The organism is Pseudomonas phenolilytica (assembly GCF_021432765.1).
Taxonomy (GTDB): Bacteria; Pseudomonadota; Gammaproteobacteria; order Pseudomonadales; family Pseudomonadaceae; genus Stutzerimonas; species Stutzerimonas phenolilytica.
On the sequence record NZ_CP058908.1, the window covers coordinates 2,766,762 to 2,781,227 of the forward strand.

Consider the following 14,466-nt stretch of genomic DNA (forward strand, 5'->3'; position numbering starts at 1 on the left):
GTCTGATAACGTGCTAAAAGCGGCGGCGTGGAATGCCCCGCTGTCCGCCAAGTTGTTGATAAAACACCATCTGTAAAAGATACTTACCGGTAATTCGAAGAACTTTTCTAAGTTGTGCTAGTACGGCCTATCGCTGATCGGGGCGCTGCAAAGCGCGGGCAGTGACATAAGACCCTTTCTCAAGCTTCGAGAAAAAGATAAACAAAGGATAGACAATGGTTCGGGTTCGAAATCTGGTACTGGCAATTGCAGCTGCTACTGCGCTGACTACCGAGGTGGCCCATGCGCTGGGGCTTGGTGAGGTCCGGCTGCAATCGTCGCTGAATCAACCACTGGTTGCGGAAATCGAACTGCTTGACGCAAAAATGCTCGCTCCGGGCGAGGTGGTTCCTTCTCTCGCCTCCGTTGAGGAGTTCAACCGCGCCGGAATTGATCGTCAGTACTTTCTGACTGATCTGAAATTCACTCCGGTGCTGCGGCCGGACGGCAAAAGCGTCATCCGAGTCTCATCGACCAAGCCGGTACGTGAGCCTTATCTCAATTTTCTGGTTGAGGTTCTATGGCCCAGCGGTCGCTTGCTGCGTGAGTACACGTTGTTGCTGGACCCCCCGCTTTATTCTCCCGAAACCGTAGCTGCTGTTGCTCCGCAGTTGCCGATCACCTCGGTGGCACCGGCCCGCACGCCGACTGTTTCGCCTGCGCCGAGTCAGGTGAGGTCGCCGTCATCCGCGTCGACGACCGGGCAGGTGGTTGAGCGTGTGCCGACCAGCTCCGAGTACAAGACCTCTTCGCACGATACACTCTGGGAAATTGCCGAGCGAAACGCTGGCTCTGGCACGGTCCATCAGACCATGCTCGCGATTCAGGATTTGAATCCAGACGCCTTTATCGGTGGCAACATCAACCGCATGAAGAGTGGCCAAGTCCTTCGTCTGCCCAACACCGAGCAGATCAGCAGCCGCACTCAGGCCGAGGCCATTGCGCAGGTCGCTGAGCAGAATACGATCTGGCGGCAGGGGCGCACCGCGCCTCGCGATGTGGCGAAACAGATCGATGCGACTCGCCGGACCAACGCAGGCGAGGCGCCTGCCCAAAGTGATAGTCGAGATAACCTGCGGCTTGTAGCTCCGGATACAGGAAAGTCCACCGCTGGCAGTGATACTGGCTCCAGCGGCGACAGCAAGGCGCTCCGTGATCGCCTTGCCACTACCCAAGAGAGTCTCGACTCCAGTCGGCGCGAAAATGTCGATCTGAAAGAGCGCTTGGATGAGCTGCAAGGTCAGCTGGAGAAACTGCAGCGCCTGATGCAGCTTAAGGATGATCAGCTGGCCAAGCTGCAGGCTCAGCTGGCAGTCGATGGCGAGACGAGCAATGCTGAACGTCCGTCGCAAGATGATGTTCGGGCAGTTCAAGCTGATTCCGTGTCTGCTTCTAAACCGCAGAGCGATGAAACAGATCACGCGAGCGAGAACAAGGCCGAGCTGACAACTGATCAGGAGGCAGCGGCAAGCGCTGCGGCGGCTGCTTCGCAGAACGCCCAGCCTTCCAAGCCGGCGGCGGCCCCAGCGCCAGCACCGAAGCCGACTTCTGCAAATCCTGTGGATGCGACTCCTGAAGAGCCGAGTTTGCTTGACGACTATCTGGCCAACCCGATGCTGCTCGGTGTGCTGGGTGGAAGCGCGCTGCTACTGTTGCTGGTTGGGCTGATGGCGCTATCCCGTCGTAACGCAATGAAGGAAGCCGAGCTTCAAGAGCAACTCCTCGCGGAGAGTGAGAACGAAAGCTTCAATTTGCAGCCCGGGGCGCTACAGGATTTGCATTCAGACTCTGATGCATCGCTTCCGAGCACCACTGCTACGTTTGTCGAAACCGAGCCGGTTGCTCCGACGCATGCCTCTACGGGCGATGCTCTGGCAGAAGCTGATATCTATATTGCCTATGGTCGTTTCAATCAGGCCGCCGAGCTGCTTCGCAACGCCCTGAACGACGAACCGCAGCGCAGTGATTTGCGTCTTAAACTGATGGAGGTTTATGCAGAGCTGGGTGATCGTGACGGTTTTGCTCGCCAAGAGTCGGAGTTGCGCGAAATTGGCGGTGCCGGTAGCGATATTGAACGGCTCAAGCTCAAGTATCCGGCCATCGCCATCACAGCCGTCGCGGCAGTAGCAACACATGCCGATCTTGATAATTTCGATCTGGACGATTTGCAATTCGAGGAGCAGGTATCTGCGAGGGCTGCCGGGCAGGATCCGGACGACGCCTTCGACCTGAGTTTGGACGATCTGGATATCGATCTGGACAGCGATCAGGCCGGTCTGACCCCGGCTACGCCAATCAGCGAAACCGCACAGGCTGAAACCCTGAACTTCGATGATCTTTCGTTTGATGAACCGGCTCCCGGCGCGGCGGAGAATGCAGGTGCTGACGATGGTTTTGCCGACTTGACAGAAGAGTCCCCGTCAGCAGTTTCTCTGTCTGATGATCTGGGTGATTTCTCCTTCGATCTCGGAGCTGAAGAGCAAGGCGTTTCTGTGGAGGGGGGGCAGCCGTCGGTAGAAAACTACAGTTTCGATCTGAACGATTCCCTGGAAGACGTTGCGGCCAATCGCGGTGGCACGGTAGATGAGGAGCTGCTGTCGGCGGACTTCGATCTGTCTTTTGATCATGCGCCAATGAGTGAGTCGCAAGTTGAGGGCGCCGCTGGCGATAGTGTTGATTTTGATATTCCCGCTGGCAGTCTGGATGACACTAAAACAGCGTCTCCAGACCTTTTGAGTGTCGAGCCTGAAAGCGCCGCAGAGGAGGATGATTTCAACTTCTTCGCGGATACCGATGAGGCCACTACCAAACTCGATCTTGCCCGCGCTTATATCGACATGGGCGATGCCGAAGGCGCTCGCGATATTCTCGACGAGGTACTTTCGGAGGGGAGCGAGCAACAGCAGCAAGAGGCGCGAGAGATGCTCGCCAAGCTGGCTTGATGCTTCACGACGTACCTGAAGCGGCAGCCGAATCGGCTGCCGTTGGCGTTTCCAGAATTGCACTGGGTGTCGAGTACAAAGGGTCGCGTTACCGCGGCTTCCAGCGCCAGCGTGCGGGTGTGCCTTCAGTCCAGGAAGCGCTTGAGCGCGCGTTGAGCAGAGTTGCCGGCGGACACCCCGTTGCCTTGAGCTGTGCAGGGCGCACTGACGCCCTGGTGCATGCGAGCGGGCAGGTGGTGCACTTCGATACTTCGGTTGAGCGCAGCATGCACGCCTGGGTCATGGGGGCGAACATGAACTTGCCGGGTGATATCAGCGTAACTTGGGCAAAGGCGATGCCGGCTCATTTCGATGCTCGTTTCAGTGCTATGGCGCGCCGATACCGATACGTTATCTATAACGACCAGATTCGTCCGGCCCACATGGCTGAAGAGGTTACCTGGAACCATCGGCCACTTGACATCGAATTGATGCGCGAGGCAGCCAAGTCGTTTGTCGGCACCCACGATTTCAGTGCCTTTCGGGCGCGCCAGTGCCAAGCCAAGTCGCCTGTGAAGACCGTGCATCATCTGCAGTTGCTTCAGCATGGCAAATTCATTGTGATCGACGTGCGTGCCAATGCCTTCCTGCATCACATGGTGCGCAATTTCGCCGGTGTTCTGATGACCATCGGAGCGGGCGAGCGCCCGGTCGAATGGGCTCAGCAGGTATTGCAGACGCGTATACGTCGAACCGGTGGGGTCACGGCTCATCCTTACGGACTGTACTTGGTGCGGGTTGAATATCCAGAAGAGTTTGAGCTGCCTCAACGGTATCTCGGTCCGCACTTTCTTTCCGGTCTTGCCGATTATCAGGATTCCCTCCCGAGCAATGACTAGCGTTGCGGCGCTAAGCTGGAATGGTCGCCTATAGCCACGCTCTGCAGGCTTCGGCTTGCAGGTAGCGCGGCTTTTGCTACCATCCGTTGTCTTTCGCAAAGGTAGTAAGACTTGTCGGTCGTTCGAAGCAAAATTTGTGGGATTACGCGGGTTGAGGACGCGTTGCTCGCCGCGGAGGCTGGGGCGGACGCCATCGGTTTGGTGTTTTATGCCAACAGTCCACGTGTGGTCGACATCAGGCGGGCGCGTGAAATCGTCGAGGCGTTACCTCCGTTTCTGACCGTGGTCGGACTTTTTGTCGACGCCAGTCGCTGCGAGGTCGAACATATTCTGGATGCGGTTGCGCTCGATGTGTTGCAGTTCCACGGCGATGAAGAACCTGCCGACTGCGCAGGATTCCATCGACCTTGGTTCAAGGCGTTACGTGTTTCGCCTGGGCGCGATATTGGCGCCGCGGCAGCACGATATGCTGCGGCCGGAGCTAGCGCACTGTTACTCGATACCTACGTAGCGGGCGTTCCCGGCGGGACGGGAACCCGTTTCGACTGGTCACTTATTCCTGACGATTTGCCCAAGCCTTTGATACTGGCGGGCGGCCTGACCTGCGATAACGTGGTTGATGCAATCGCGCAGCTACACCCTTATGCGGTTGATGTGAGCGGTGGCGTTGAGTTGAGCAAAGGCATCAAGAGTGCCGAAAAAGTTCGCGCGTTCGTTCAACGAGTTCGCTCTGTCATGTGACGCTTGGCGGCTCTTTGCCGTCCAGTACGAATCGCCGATGCGGCCGGCGCCGGGCAGTTGGCTTGCCCGAAAGAGTGGGGCCTCATCTTTAGCGAATGCGGAGTGCCGAGCCGCAACAATACATTGATCGGGGCGCGAGGTTGATGCGGCCCGAATGGAAGCTTTGGAGAACAAGAGCATGAGCAACTGGTTGGTAGACAAGCTGATCCCTTCGATCATGCGTTCCGAGACACAGAAGAGCTCGGTACCCGAGGGGCTGTGGCACAAGTGTCCCTCCTGCGAGGCTGTGCTGTATCGCCCTGAACTGGAAAAGACGCTGGATGTTTGTCCGAAATGCCAGCATCACATGCGCATTGACGCTCGTACCCGACTGGACATTTTTCTCGATGCCGAGGGCCGCGAGGAAATTGCCAGCGACCTGGAGCCAGTGGATCGACTTAAGTTTCGGGACAGCAAGAAATACAAGGATCGCTTGTCTGCTGCGCAGAAACAGACTGGTGAAAAGGATGCTCTGATCGCGATGCAGGGTACTTTGTTCAAGGTGCCGGTCGTCGCCTGTGCCTTTGAATTCTCCTTCATGGGCGGTTCGATGGGCGCTATCGTTGGTGAGCGCTTCGTGCGTGCCGCCAATGTGGCGCTGGAGCTGCGTTGCCCTCTGATATGCTTCTCTGCGTCCGGCGGCGCGCGCATGCAAGAGGCGCTGATTTCGCTGATGCAGATGGCAAAAACGTCCGCTGTGCTGGCCCGCATGCGTGAAGAGGGGCTGCCTTTCATCTCCGTACTGACCGATCCGGTATATGGTGGTGTTTCGGCCAGCTTGGCCATGCTGGGTGACGTCATCGTCGCGGAGCCGAAAGCCCTGATTGGCTTCGCCGGACCGCGAGTTATCGAGCAGACCGTTCGCGAGAAACTCCCTGAGGGCTTCCAGCGCAGCGAGTTCCTGCTGGATCACGGTGCCATCGATCTTATTATCCCGCGTGCCGAGCTACGACCCCGTCTTTCCCGTCTGCTTGCGCAGTTGCAGCGACTGCCGGCGACCGTTGCGCCTGCGCAGGTTGCGGCTTCTGCATGAGCGCCCGCGGCCTCGCAGATTGGCTGAGTTATCTTGAGCAACTGCACCCCTCGGCCATCGATATGGGGCTCGAGCGGGTTCGCGAGGTCGCGCAGCGGCTCGGCCTGGGGCGTCCCGCACGAAAGGTGATCACCGTCACCGGGACCAATGGCAAAGGTTCCAGTTGCGCCTTCATCGCCTCGTTGCTGCAGGCCCAGGGCCTCAGTGTCGGTGTCTACGCATCGCCGCATCTGCTGCGCTACAACGAGCGGGTGCGCATCGGGGGGCTGGAAGTTGATGATGACGCGCTCTGCGAGGCTTTCGAGGCTGTCGAACGGGCGCGAGAGAATACGTCACTTACCTATTTCGAGATGGGTACCTTGGCGGCTTTATGGCTTTTCCAGCGAGCCGGACTTGACGCCGCGGTTCTGGAGGTCGGCCTTGGCGGGCGACTGGACGCTGTCAATCTGATCGATGCCGATGTGGCGGTGATCACCAACATCGGTCTCGATCACGCCGAGTGGCTGGGCGATGATCGGGAAAGCGTCGGTTACGAAAAGGCGGGGATTCTCCGCCGCACCGTTCCGGCCGTATGCGGTGATCTGGAGCCACCAGTGTCGGTGCTGAGGCAGGCCGAGAAGCTGGAGGTGCCTTTGCATCTCCGTGGCCGGGATTACGATCTTGCGAGCGGGGTAGCCGGCTGGCACTGGCGCGGCGTCGATGTGGCCGGCCAATCACGCGAACTGCATGATCTCCCACTATTGTCGCTGCCGCTGGAGAATGCTGCGCTTGCGCTGCAGGTCTACGCGTTGCTGGATTTGCCGTGGCAACCCGAGACTCTGGCAAAGGCGTTACAGCAAACCCGCATCAGTGGCCGCTTCGACCGCCGGACGATTCGCTGGAACGGGCGCACGCTCACTCTGTTATTGGACGTCGCGCACAACCCCCATGCGGCCAGCTACCTGGCCAGCTATCTCGAACAACAGTTATTGACCGGCCGGCGCCTGGCTGTGTTCGGTTTGCTGGCGGACAAGGACCTTGCCGGCATCCTGGATATCCTGCTGCCGCACGTGAGCGAGTGGGCGGTTGCGCCGCTTGCCAGCCCGCGTTCGCGCCCCGCGGCGGAATTGCACGCGGCCTTGGTTGAGCGCAAGGCCGCGGTGAGCACCCATGCATCGCTCATGCAGGCGCTAGAGTCGCAGTGCGAAAAAGCCGGTGAGCAGGACGAGATTCTGTTATTCGGATCGTTCTATTGCGTAGCCGAAGCGCTGCAATGGATCGCCACGCGTATGGAGGAAGCGGGAGATGGCACTGCTGGATAAAGGATTGAAACAGCGCATGGTCGGCGCGTTGGTGCTGATCGCCCTGGCGGTGATCTTCGTGCCGATGCTGTTCACTCGCGAAGACGACCTGCGCCATGTCGTTGTCGATGCCCCGGCTATGCCCAATACGCCGCCGGTGGCTCAGATCGAAATCGAGCCGGTGGAAGTCCCGGAACCTAAATCGATTCCCGAGGGTTTCGAGATCGTCGAAGACAATGCCAGTGCTCAGGCGGCGGCTGTCCCTTCAGCTGTGCCGACCGAGTCGCCGGCGGTGGCCGAGTCGGAGCAGGTGAAAGCTCCTGCGCAGGCGAATCCTGTACCGCAGCCTCGCGTGGATGCCGATAACCTGCCAGTGAGCTGGTCCATCCAGTTGGCCAGCCTGTCCAATCGAGCGGGTGCAGAGAAGCTGCAGAAGACCCTGCGTGAGCAGGGCTATAACGCCTACATTCGCACCGCAGACGGAATGAACCGGGTGTTTGTCGGGCCACTCATCGAGCGTGACGAGGCCAACCGTTTGCGCGATCAGCTGCAGCGCCAGCAGAAGCTGAATGGTTTCGTGGTGCGCTTCAAACCGGAACCGCGCTGAGCCGGACCAGATCCGGCGAGCGCGAGCTTTGTCGAGCGGGGGTTGCGCTCGGCGCGATCGCGCAGGGTGTTTGTGCTTACTCCGTCGCCGGCCGTCTGCTAAAATGCGCCGCCTTTCCTCTATGCAGAAGACGTCGTGGTTTTTACCTGGGTCGATTGGATCATCATCGCCGTCGTTGCTGTCTCCAGTCTGATCAGTCTGAAGCGAGGCTTCGTCAAGGAAGCCTTGTCGCTGCTGACCTGGATCATTGCCGGGGTGATCGCCTGGATGTTCGGCGGTGCCTTGTCGCATCATCTGGCAGAGTTCATCAGCACGCCCTCGGCACGAATCATCGCGGCTTGCGCCATCCTGTTCATCGCCACGCTGCTAGTGGGGGCGCTGGTCAATTTCCTGATTGGTGAACTGATTCGGGTGACCGGTCTGTCCGGTACCGATCGTTTGTTGGGCATGGTATTCGGTGCGGCGCGTGGTGGACTGCTGGTGGTAGTGCTGGCCGGCTTGCTCAGCCTTGCGCCGGTTCAGGAGGATCTCTGGTGGAAGGAGTCGGTTCTGCTACCGCACTTTCTGCTGGTTGCCGATTGGTCCAAGAACCTGATTCTCGAGTTCAGCAGCCAATGGCTGGCCAGTTCGCTCGATCCGTCCGGTTCTGCAAAATTTATTGAAGACGCTTCTGGCAGTTTCCTGCCTGCGCGTCAGCCTGAAACAAACTGAGAGGTTCCTTGCATGTGTGGCATTGTCGGCATCGTCGGTAAGTCGAACGTCAATCAGGCGCTGTACGACGCGCTTACCGTACTGCAGCATCGTGGGCAGGATGCCGCCGGTATCGTCACCAGCCACGACGATCGCCTGTTTCTGCGCAAGGACAACGGTCTGGTGCGAGACGTGTTCCAGCAGCGTCACATGCAGCGTCTGATCGGTAATATGGGCATCGGCCACGTCCGCTACCCCACCGCCGGCAGTTCCAGTTCGGCCGAAGCGCAGCCGTTCTATGTCAACTCGCCCTACGGCATCACGTTGGCACACAACGGCAATCTGACCAATGTTGAGCAGCTCACCAAGGAAATCTACGAGTCGGATCTGCGCCATGTGAACACCAGCTCGGACTCGGAAGTGCTGCTCAACGTGTTCGCTCATGAACTGGCGGTACGCGGCAAGCTGCAGCCAACCGAGGAAGACGTGTTCGCCGCGGTCAGCAAGGTCCACGAACGCTGCCGAGGGGGGTATGCGGTTGTGGCTATGGTGACGGGCTACGGCATCGTTGGCTTCCGTGACCCAAATGCAATCCGTCCGATTGTCTTCGGCCAGCGTCATACCGATGAAGGCGTCGAGTACATGATCGCCTCGGAAAGCGTCTCGCTCGACGTGCTCGGCTTCACCGTGATCCGTGACCTGTCGCCGGGTGAGGCGGTGTATATCACCACTGATGGCCGGTTGTTCACCCGTCAATGCGCGGACGCTCCGAAGCTCTCGCCGTGCATTTTCGAGTACGTCTATCTGGCGCGCTCCGATTCCCTGATGGATGGCGTGTCGGTGTACAAGGCGCGCCTGCGCATGGGCGAGAAACTGGCGGACAAGATTCTGCGCGAGCGTCCCGAGCATGATATCGACGTGGTTATCCCGATTCCGGATACCAGCCGTACTGCTGCGCTCGAACTGGCGAACCGGCTGGGGGTGAAATTCCGTGAAGGCTTCGTCAAGAATCGCTATATCGGCCGGACCTTCATCATGCCCGGCCAGGCAGCGCGCAAGAAGTCGGTGCGCCAGAAGCTCAACGCCATCGACCTCGAATTCCGCGGCAAGAACGTGTTGCTGGTTGATGATTCGATCGTGCGTGGTACCACCTGCAAGCAGATCATCCAGATGGCGCGCGAGGCTGGCGCGAAGAATGTGTACTTCTGTTCGGCAGCGCCAGCGGTGCGCTACCCGAACGTTTACGGCATCGACATGCCCAGCGCCCATGAGCTGATCGCGCACAACCGCAGCACTGAGGAAGTGGCCGAGCTGATCGGCGCCGACTGGCTGATCTATCAGGACCTGGAGGATCTGATCGAAGCCGTCGGTGGCGGCAAGGTGAAGATCGAGCACTTCGATTGCGCGGTGTTCGATGGCAAGTACATCACCGGCGATATCGATGACGCCTATCTGCACCGGATCGAACAGGCGCGCAACGACCTCAGCAAGTCCAAGGCCAATGCCGTAAGCGCCATCATCGATCTGTACAACGACTAAGCTGGGCGCCGCGGTGCGGCTGCGGCGCTGGAGGTAGCAAGAATGACCACTGAGTGGGAAGCCGGGCGGCTGGACAGCGATCTCGACGGCGTCGGGATCGACACTCTGGCCGTACGTGCCGGGCAGCATCGCACCCCGGAGGCAGAGCACGGCGAGCCGCTGTTCTTCACCTCCAGCTATGTGTTTCGCAGCGCGTCAGCTGCGGCTGCGTGCTTTGCCGGTGAAGTCCCGGGTAACGTCTATTCGCGCTACACCAACCCCACGGTGCGCACCTTCGAAGAGCGAATCGCGGCGTTGGAAGGTGCCGAGCAGGCCGTCGCGACGGCGTCCGGCATGGCCGCGATTCTGGCGACCGTGATGAGCCTATGCTCGGCCGGCGATCATATTTTGGTGTCGCGCAGCGTGTTCGGCGCCACCGTTTCGTTGTTTGAGAAGTACTTCAAACGCTTCGGTGTGCAGGTCGACTACGTGCCACTGACCGATTTTTCGGCGTGGCAATCAGCCTTCAAGTCCAACACCAAACTGGTGTTCGTCGAGTCGCCGTCCAACCCGCTGGCGGAGTTGGTGGATATCGCTGCGCTGGCCCAACTCTGCCGAGCCAAAGGCGTATTGCTTGCGGTCGACAACTGCTTCTGCACGCCGGTGCTGCAGCAGCCTCTGGCGCTTGGCGCGGATATCGTCATTCATTCGGCGACCAAGTACATCGACGGGCAGGGGCGCTGTCTGGGCGGTGTGGTTGCGGGACGCTGCGAACAGATGAAGGAGATTGTCGGCTTCCTGCGTACCGCCGGTCCGACGCTCAGCCCGTTCAACGCCTGGGTCTTCCTCAAGGGGCTGGAAACCCTGCGCCTGCGCATGCAGGCCCATTGTGCCAGCGCACAGCAACTGGCCGAATGGCTGGAGCGCCAACCAGCGGTGGATCGGGTCTATTACGCAGGCTTGCCCAGCCACCCGCAGCATGAACTGGCGAAGCGTCAGCAGAAGGGTTTTGGTGCTGTGTTGAGCTTCGAGGTCAAAGGAGGCAAGGAGGGTGCTTGGCGCTTCATCGATGCCACCCGACTGATTTCCATCACGGCCAACCTGGGCGACAGTAAGAGCACCATCACCCATCCGGCCTCGACTACGCACGGCCGACTGTCTGCCGAGGATCGCGCCAGCGCCGGCATCAGCGACAGTCTGATCCGCGTGGCGGTCGGGCTGGAAGATGTCGCTGATCTGCAGGCCGATCTGGCGCGCGGCCTCGCGGCGCTTTGATTAGACCGAACGGCGGCTACTGCTGGCAGCCGTGCGAATGAGCCTCGGCGGCTTATTCGCGTGTAGGCTCGATTTTCAGCACGATGCCGTCCAGGCGTTGTTCCTTCGAGAGCTGCTCACGTAGGCGTACGGCCTCGTCGCGGCTCGCCAATGGTCCGACGTAGACCCGACTCGTATTGCTGCCTGGTCGAACATAAGCCTCATAGCCAAGTCCGACCAGGCGCTCGCGCATCGCTTCGGCATTAGCCGGGTTGCGCAGACTGGCCAGCTGAATCGCCCAGCTGCCTGTGGCGTTGGAGGGAGCGCTCGATTTGGTGCCGCGCGGCGGCGGAGGCGGTGCCAGCGAGCCTTGGCTTGGCTCGTTGGCGCGCAGATCGATGGCCGGCGCCGGTTCGCCCTGGCCATCGAACAGACGCTCGGGATTGGCGGGAAGAATGGTGGGGCTGGCCGAGTCAGTCTCGATCACGCGGATATCGCTGTACTTCTTGCCTGATAGCGCGGCCAGGCCTGCGCGGTCACGCACCACCGTAGGGCGTAGGAAGACCATCAGGTTGCGTTTGACATGACTCTCCTGCGTCGAGCGGAACAGCGCACCGAGCAACGGAATATCACCTAACAGCGGGACCTTGGAGTCGGTGCGGGTTACATCGTCCTGAATCAGGCCGCCGAGCACGATCACCTGGCCATCCTCGGCAAGAATGGTGCTCTTGATCGAGCGCTTGTTGGTGACCAGGTCCACAGCCTGTGCGGTGAGGCTCGCGGTCGGCGCGATGGACGAGATTTCCTGCTCGATCTGCAGACGCAGCGTGGCGCCCTCGTTGATGTGCGGGGTCACCTTCAGCGTAACGCCGATATCCTGCCGCTCGATGGTGGTGAACGGATTGTTCGCACCCGAGGAGTCGGTGGTATAGGCGCCGGTCTGGAACGGCACGTTCTGGCCGACGAGGATTTCGGCCTCTTGGTTGTCCAGCGTCAGCAGGCTCGGCGTCGACAACAGGTTGCTCTTGCTGTTGGACGACAGCGCGGTGATCAGCGCGCCGAAGCTGCGTGTACCGATGCCGATGATCGCACCGTCGGGCAGGTTGCTCGGTATCTCGTCTTCGTCGATGGCGTTCAGCACGCTGCCGATCGACAGCCCCGTGTTGCCGAAATTGACACCGCCTACACCACCCGTGCCGCCACGTGCATCGACTGCCCACTGCACCCCCAGAGCGTCGCTGATATCGCCGGAAACCTCGACGATTGCAGCCTCGACCATGACCTGTGCGCGCGGCACATCCAGCTGGCGGACGATGCTCTCCAGCGTGCCGATCAGCTCCGGCTCGGCCAGCAGCACCAGGGCGTTGAGGCTTTCGTCGGCACGAATCAGGATGTTCTGGCTGCGGGTGGTGGTCGTTTCGCCTTCGCCGGAATCCTTCAGACCTTCAGAAATATCACCGAGGGTTTCGGCCAGCGACTTGGCATCGTTGTGCCGCAGGCGGATTACCCGCGTATTGGCCGAGCGGGTGGCGGGGGTGTCCAACGTCTGTGCCAGGCTGGCCAGCTTGCTGCGAGCCTGCGGTGGGCCGATGAAAATCAGCTGGTTGGTGCGCGAGTCGGCGATGATCTGCAGCCCGGCAGTGCTTTTCGCGTCTCCGCGAATCAAGGAGTTGCGCAGGACCTCGGCGATATCGGTGGCCCAGCCGTGGCGCAGATTGAGCACGCTGTAGTCGTCGCTCTCGGTGCGATCCAGTTGCCGTACCAGATCCTCGATGCGCGCGATGTTGGCGCTGCGGTCGCTGATGATCAGCGCGTTGGCAGACGTGACCGCAGCGAGATGGCCATACTGCGGTACTAGCGGGCGAATCAGCGGAATCAACTCGGTCGCCGCGGTGTGCTGAACCTGGATGACGCGCGTTTCAAGCTGATCGCCGCCGGCCGGACCGCCACCGGCCTCGGCCTTCGCCTCGGCGTTGGGCACGATGCGCGCGACCTCGCCCTGTGCCAGCACGCTGAAACCGTGAGTCGCCATCACCGAAAGAAATAGCTGGTAGACCTCATCCATCGTCAGCGTGGCGTTGGATACGACGCTGACCTGGCCTTTGACCCGAGGGTCGACGATGAACGTCTGGCCGCTGAGCTGGCTGACCTGATCGATGAATGCGCGGATGTCGGCATCCTTCAGGTTGATGGTCCAACCGTCTTCCTGGCTGGCGCTTGGCTCGATACCGGCATCGCCAGCTGCCGCCAGTGCAGCCGACGGCATGATCAGAACGCTGGAGAGGGTCAGGGCAAGCAACGGACGCATGAGAAACGGCGGCATCGTTCAGTCATCTTCCTTGGTCGGTACGTTCGGGGTGGGCGAAGCGGGCGGGCTGACGGCGTTCTCCAGTTGCTGGCGTAGCGCCTCCATCTGTTGCTGCATTTCTTCGGTGCCCGCGTCTTCGGTCTCGTACGGTTGCACTGCTTCATCGGGAACGAACACCGGCGAACGTACCGCGGGAAAGTCCAGCCGTTCTATCTGGCCGTCGCGCATGAGTTGCACATGGTCAGGATGCACGCTGCGCAGTACCACGCCGCTTTGTAGTTCCTGGCCCTGCCAGACCAACTGGGGGGGCTGGCCGTCGAGCTGAATAATGGCGCTGGAGCGACTGGGGTCGGCATGCACGAAGCTGCCATGCAGGGTCACGCCTGAGGCGTTGGCCGTTGCACTGTTCTGGAGGGTAGGCGGCGCACTAAAAAGGGCATCCAGGCGCGCTGGATCGGAACTACCGATAGCGCTGGCGGCGGGAGGGCTGACCTCTACCGTGAGCGGGGCACGGCTTAGTTGCCACACCGTTTCGATCTGCTTCGCCAGGTATATTCCGAAAAGGCAGACCAGCAGGGCGCTCAGGGCTAGCGGGGCGTGCTGTCGATAATTCCGCAACGGTCCGGGCAAATACAAGCGAGTTACTCCATGCCGCATCGTGATGTTATGTCCGTTACGTCTTCAACCTTAGGCACATATCGCGTTTTTCGACAGGTGACCGTCGCGAGACCCGTCACGCCTGTTGCCGTCGCGGCAGAACAAAGACCGCAAGGCAGTGCGATAGTGCCGCGGCATGATTTCAAATCCGTGAGCCAGTAACGATGGACCCGCGGCGCGGTAAAAAAATCCAATGCCGCTGTTGACTTAGCAAGGGGGGATCAGTAAATTGCGCGCCTCGCAAGGCGATCGGCTGATTAGCTCAGCTGGGAGAGCACCTGCATCACACGCAGGGGGTCGGCGGTTCGATCCCGTCATCAGCCACCATCTTTGCGAGACCGACGCGCAGCGGTAGTTCAGTCGGTTAGAATACCGGCCTGTCACGCCGGGGGTCGCGGGTTCGAGTCCCGTCCGCTGCGCCATACATCTCCTTCTTTTCTGAAAGAGTGGAGCAAGAGAAGCTGCCAAGGGCAGCTTTTT

General features: G+C 60.2%; 11 protein-coding genes and 2 tRNA genes. 11 read left to right on the forward strand and 2 right to left on the reverse strand.

Features of this window, described 5'->3' with window-relative positions; translation table 11 throughout:
- Positions 1-215 precede the first annotated feature (215 nt).
- From HU825_RS13365 to HU825_RS13405, 9 genes are all read left to right on the forward strand, one after another.
- Complete coding sequence (locus HU825_RS13365) at positions 216-2,981, forward strand: motility hub landmark protein FimV (protein ID WP_234302213.1); 2,766 nt, start codon at positions 216-218, stop codon at positions 2,979-2,981.
- Positions 2,981-3,859 (forward strand): tRNA pseudouridine(38-40) synthase TruA, encoded by an 879-nt coding sequence (gene truA / locus HU825_RS13370; RefSeq protein ID WP_054094912.1) that lies wholly within the window; start codon positions 2,981-2,983, stop codon positions 3,857-3,859. The genes HU825_RS13365 and truA overlap by 1 nt, the downstream gene beginning before the upstream one ends.
- Before the next feature lie 111 nt (positions 3,860-3,970).
- Positions 3,971-4,600, forward strand: a complete 630-nt coding sequence (locus HU825_RS13375; protein ID WP_054094913.1) for a phosphoribosylanthranilate isomerase — start codon at positions 3,971-3,973, stop codon at positions 4,598-4,600.
- A gap of 178 nt (positions 4,601-4,778) precedes the next feature.
- A complete protein-coding gene (gene accD, locus HU825_RS13380) occupies positions 4,779-5,672 on the forward strand; it encodes an acetyl-CoA carboxylase, carboxyltransferase subunit beta (protein WP_043298362.1) in 894 nt (297 codons plus the stop codon).
- Positions 5,669-6,973, forward strand: a complete 1,305-nt coding sequence (folC, locus tag HU825_RS13385; RefSeq protein ID WP_054094914.1) for a bifunctional tetrahydrofolate synthase/dihydrofolate synthase — start codon at positions 5,669-5,671, stop codon at positions 6,971-6,973. Before accD ends, folC begins: the two co-directional genes overlap by 4 nt.
- On the forward strand, positions 6,957-7,559 hold the full coding sequence (locus tag HU825_RS13390) for an SPOR domain-containing protein (RefSeq protein WP_054094915.1): 603 nt from the start codon (positions 6,957-6,959) through the stop codon (positions 7,557-7,559). The genes folC and HU825_RS13390 overlap by 17 nt, the downstream gene beginning before the upstream one ends.
- Positions 7,560-7,694: 135 nt before the next feature.
- A complete protein-coding gene (locus HU825_RS13395) occupies positions 7,695-8,270 on the forward strand; it encodes a CvpA family protein (protein WP_043298368.1) in 576 nt (191 codons plus the stop codon).
- A 12-nt stretch (positions 8,271-8,282) separates the two neighbouring features.
- Positions 8,283-9,788: an amidophosphoribosyltransferase gene (gene purF / locus HU825_RS13400; protein ID WP_234302214.1), complete on the forward strand. Its 1,506-nt coding sequence runs from the start codon at positions 8,283-8,285 to the stop codon at positions 9,786-9,788.
- A gap of 42 nt (positions 9,789-9,830) precedes the next feature.
- Entirely contained in the window at positions 9,831-11,042 is a 1,212-nt protein-coding gene (locus tag HU825_RS13405) for an O-succinylhomoserine sulfhydrylase (protein ID WP_043298372.1), read from the forward strand.
- A gap of 52 nt (positions 11,043-11,094) precedes the next feature.
- Here the strand turns inward: HU825_RS13405 and gspD are convergent, their stop codons facing one another.
- Together gspD and HU825_RS13415 are read right to left on the reverse strand one after the other, a co-directional pair.
- Positions 11,095-13,344, reverse strand: coding sequence for a type II secretion system secretin GspD (gspD, locus tag HU825_RS13410; protein ID WP_054094916.1), 2,250 nt, complete (start codon positions 13,342-13,344; stop codon positions 11,095-11,097).
- A gap of 3 nt (positions 13,345-13,347) precedes the next feature.
- A complete protein-coding gene (locus HU825_RS13415) occupies positions 13,348-13,965 on the reverse strand; it encodes a type II secretion system protein N (protein ID WP_054094917.1) in 618 nt (205 codons plus the stop codon).
- A gap of 272 nt (positions 13,966-14,237) precedes the next feature.
- Here HU825_RS13415 and HU825_RS13420 point away from each other — a divergent pair.
- A tRNA-Val gene (locus HU825_RS13420) sits at positions 14,238-14,313 on the forward strand.
- Between the two features lie 18 nt (positions 14,314-14,331).
- A tRNA-Asp gene (locus tag HU825_RS13425) sits at positions 14,332-14,408 on the forward strand.
- Positions 14,409-14,466: the final 58 nt, after the last annotated feature.

Excerpts from the sequence above, each read along its gene's own strand:
- HU825_RS13365 (WP_234302213.1), top strand. The coding sequence starts at position 216 with ATGGTTCGGGTTCGAAATCTGGTACTGGCAATTGCAGCTGCTACTGCG.
- truA (WP_054094912.1), top strand. The coding sequence starts at position 2,981 with ATGCTTCACGACGTACCTGAAGCGGCAGCCGAATCGGCTGCCGTTGGC.
- accD (WP_043298362.1), top strand. The coding sequence starts at position 4,779 with ATGAGCAACTGGTTGGTAGACAAGCTGATCCCTTCGATCATGCGTTCC.
- folC (WP_054094914.1), top strand. The coding sequence starts at position 5,669 with ATGAGCGCCCGCGGCCTCGCAGATTGGCTGAGTTATCTTGAGCAACTG.
- HU825_RS13390 (WP_054094915.1), top strand. The coding sequence starts at position 6,957 with ATGGCACTGCTGGATAAAGGATTGAAACAGCGCATGGTCGGCGCGTTG.
- purF (WP_234302214.1), top strand. The coding sequence starts at position 8,283 with ATGTGTGGCATTGTCGGCATCGTCGGTAAGTCGAACGTCAATCAGGCG.
- HU825_RS13405 (WP_043298372.1), top strand. The coding sequence starts at position 9,831 with ATGACCACTGAGTGGGAAGCCGGGCGGCTGGACAGCGATCTCGACGGC.
- gspD (WP_054094916.1), bottom strand. The coding sequence starts at position 13,344 with ATGCCGCCGTTTCTCATGCGTCCGTTGCTTGCCCTGACCCTCTCCAGC.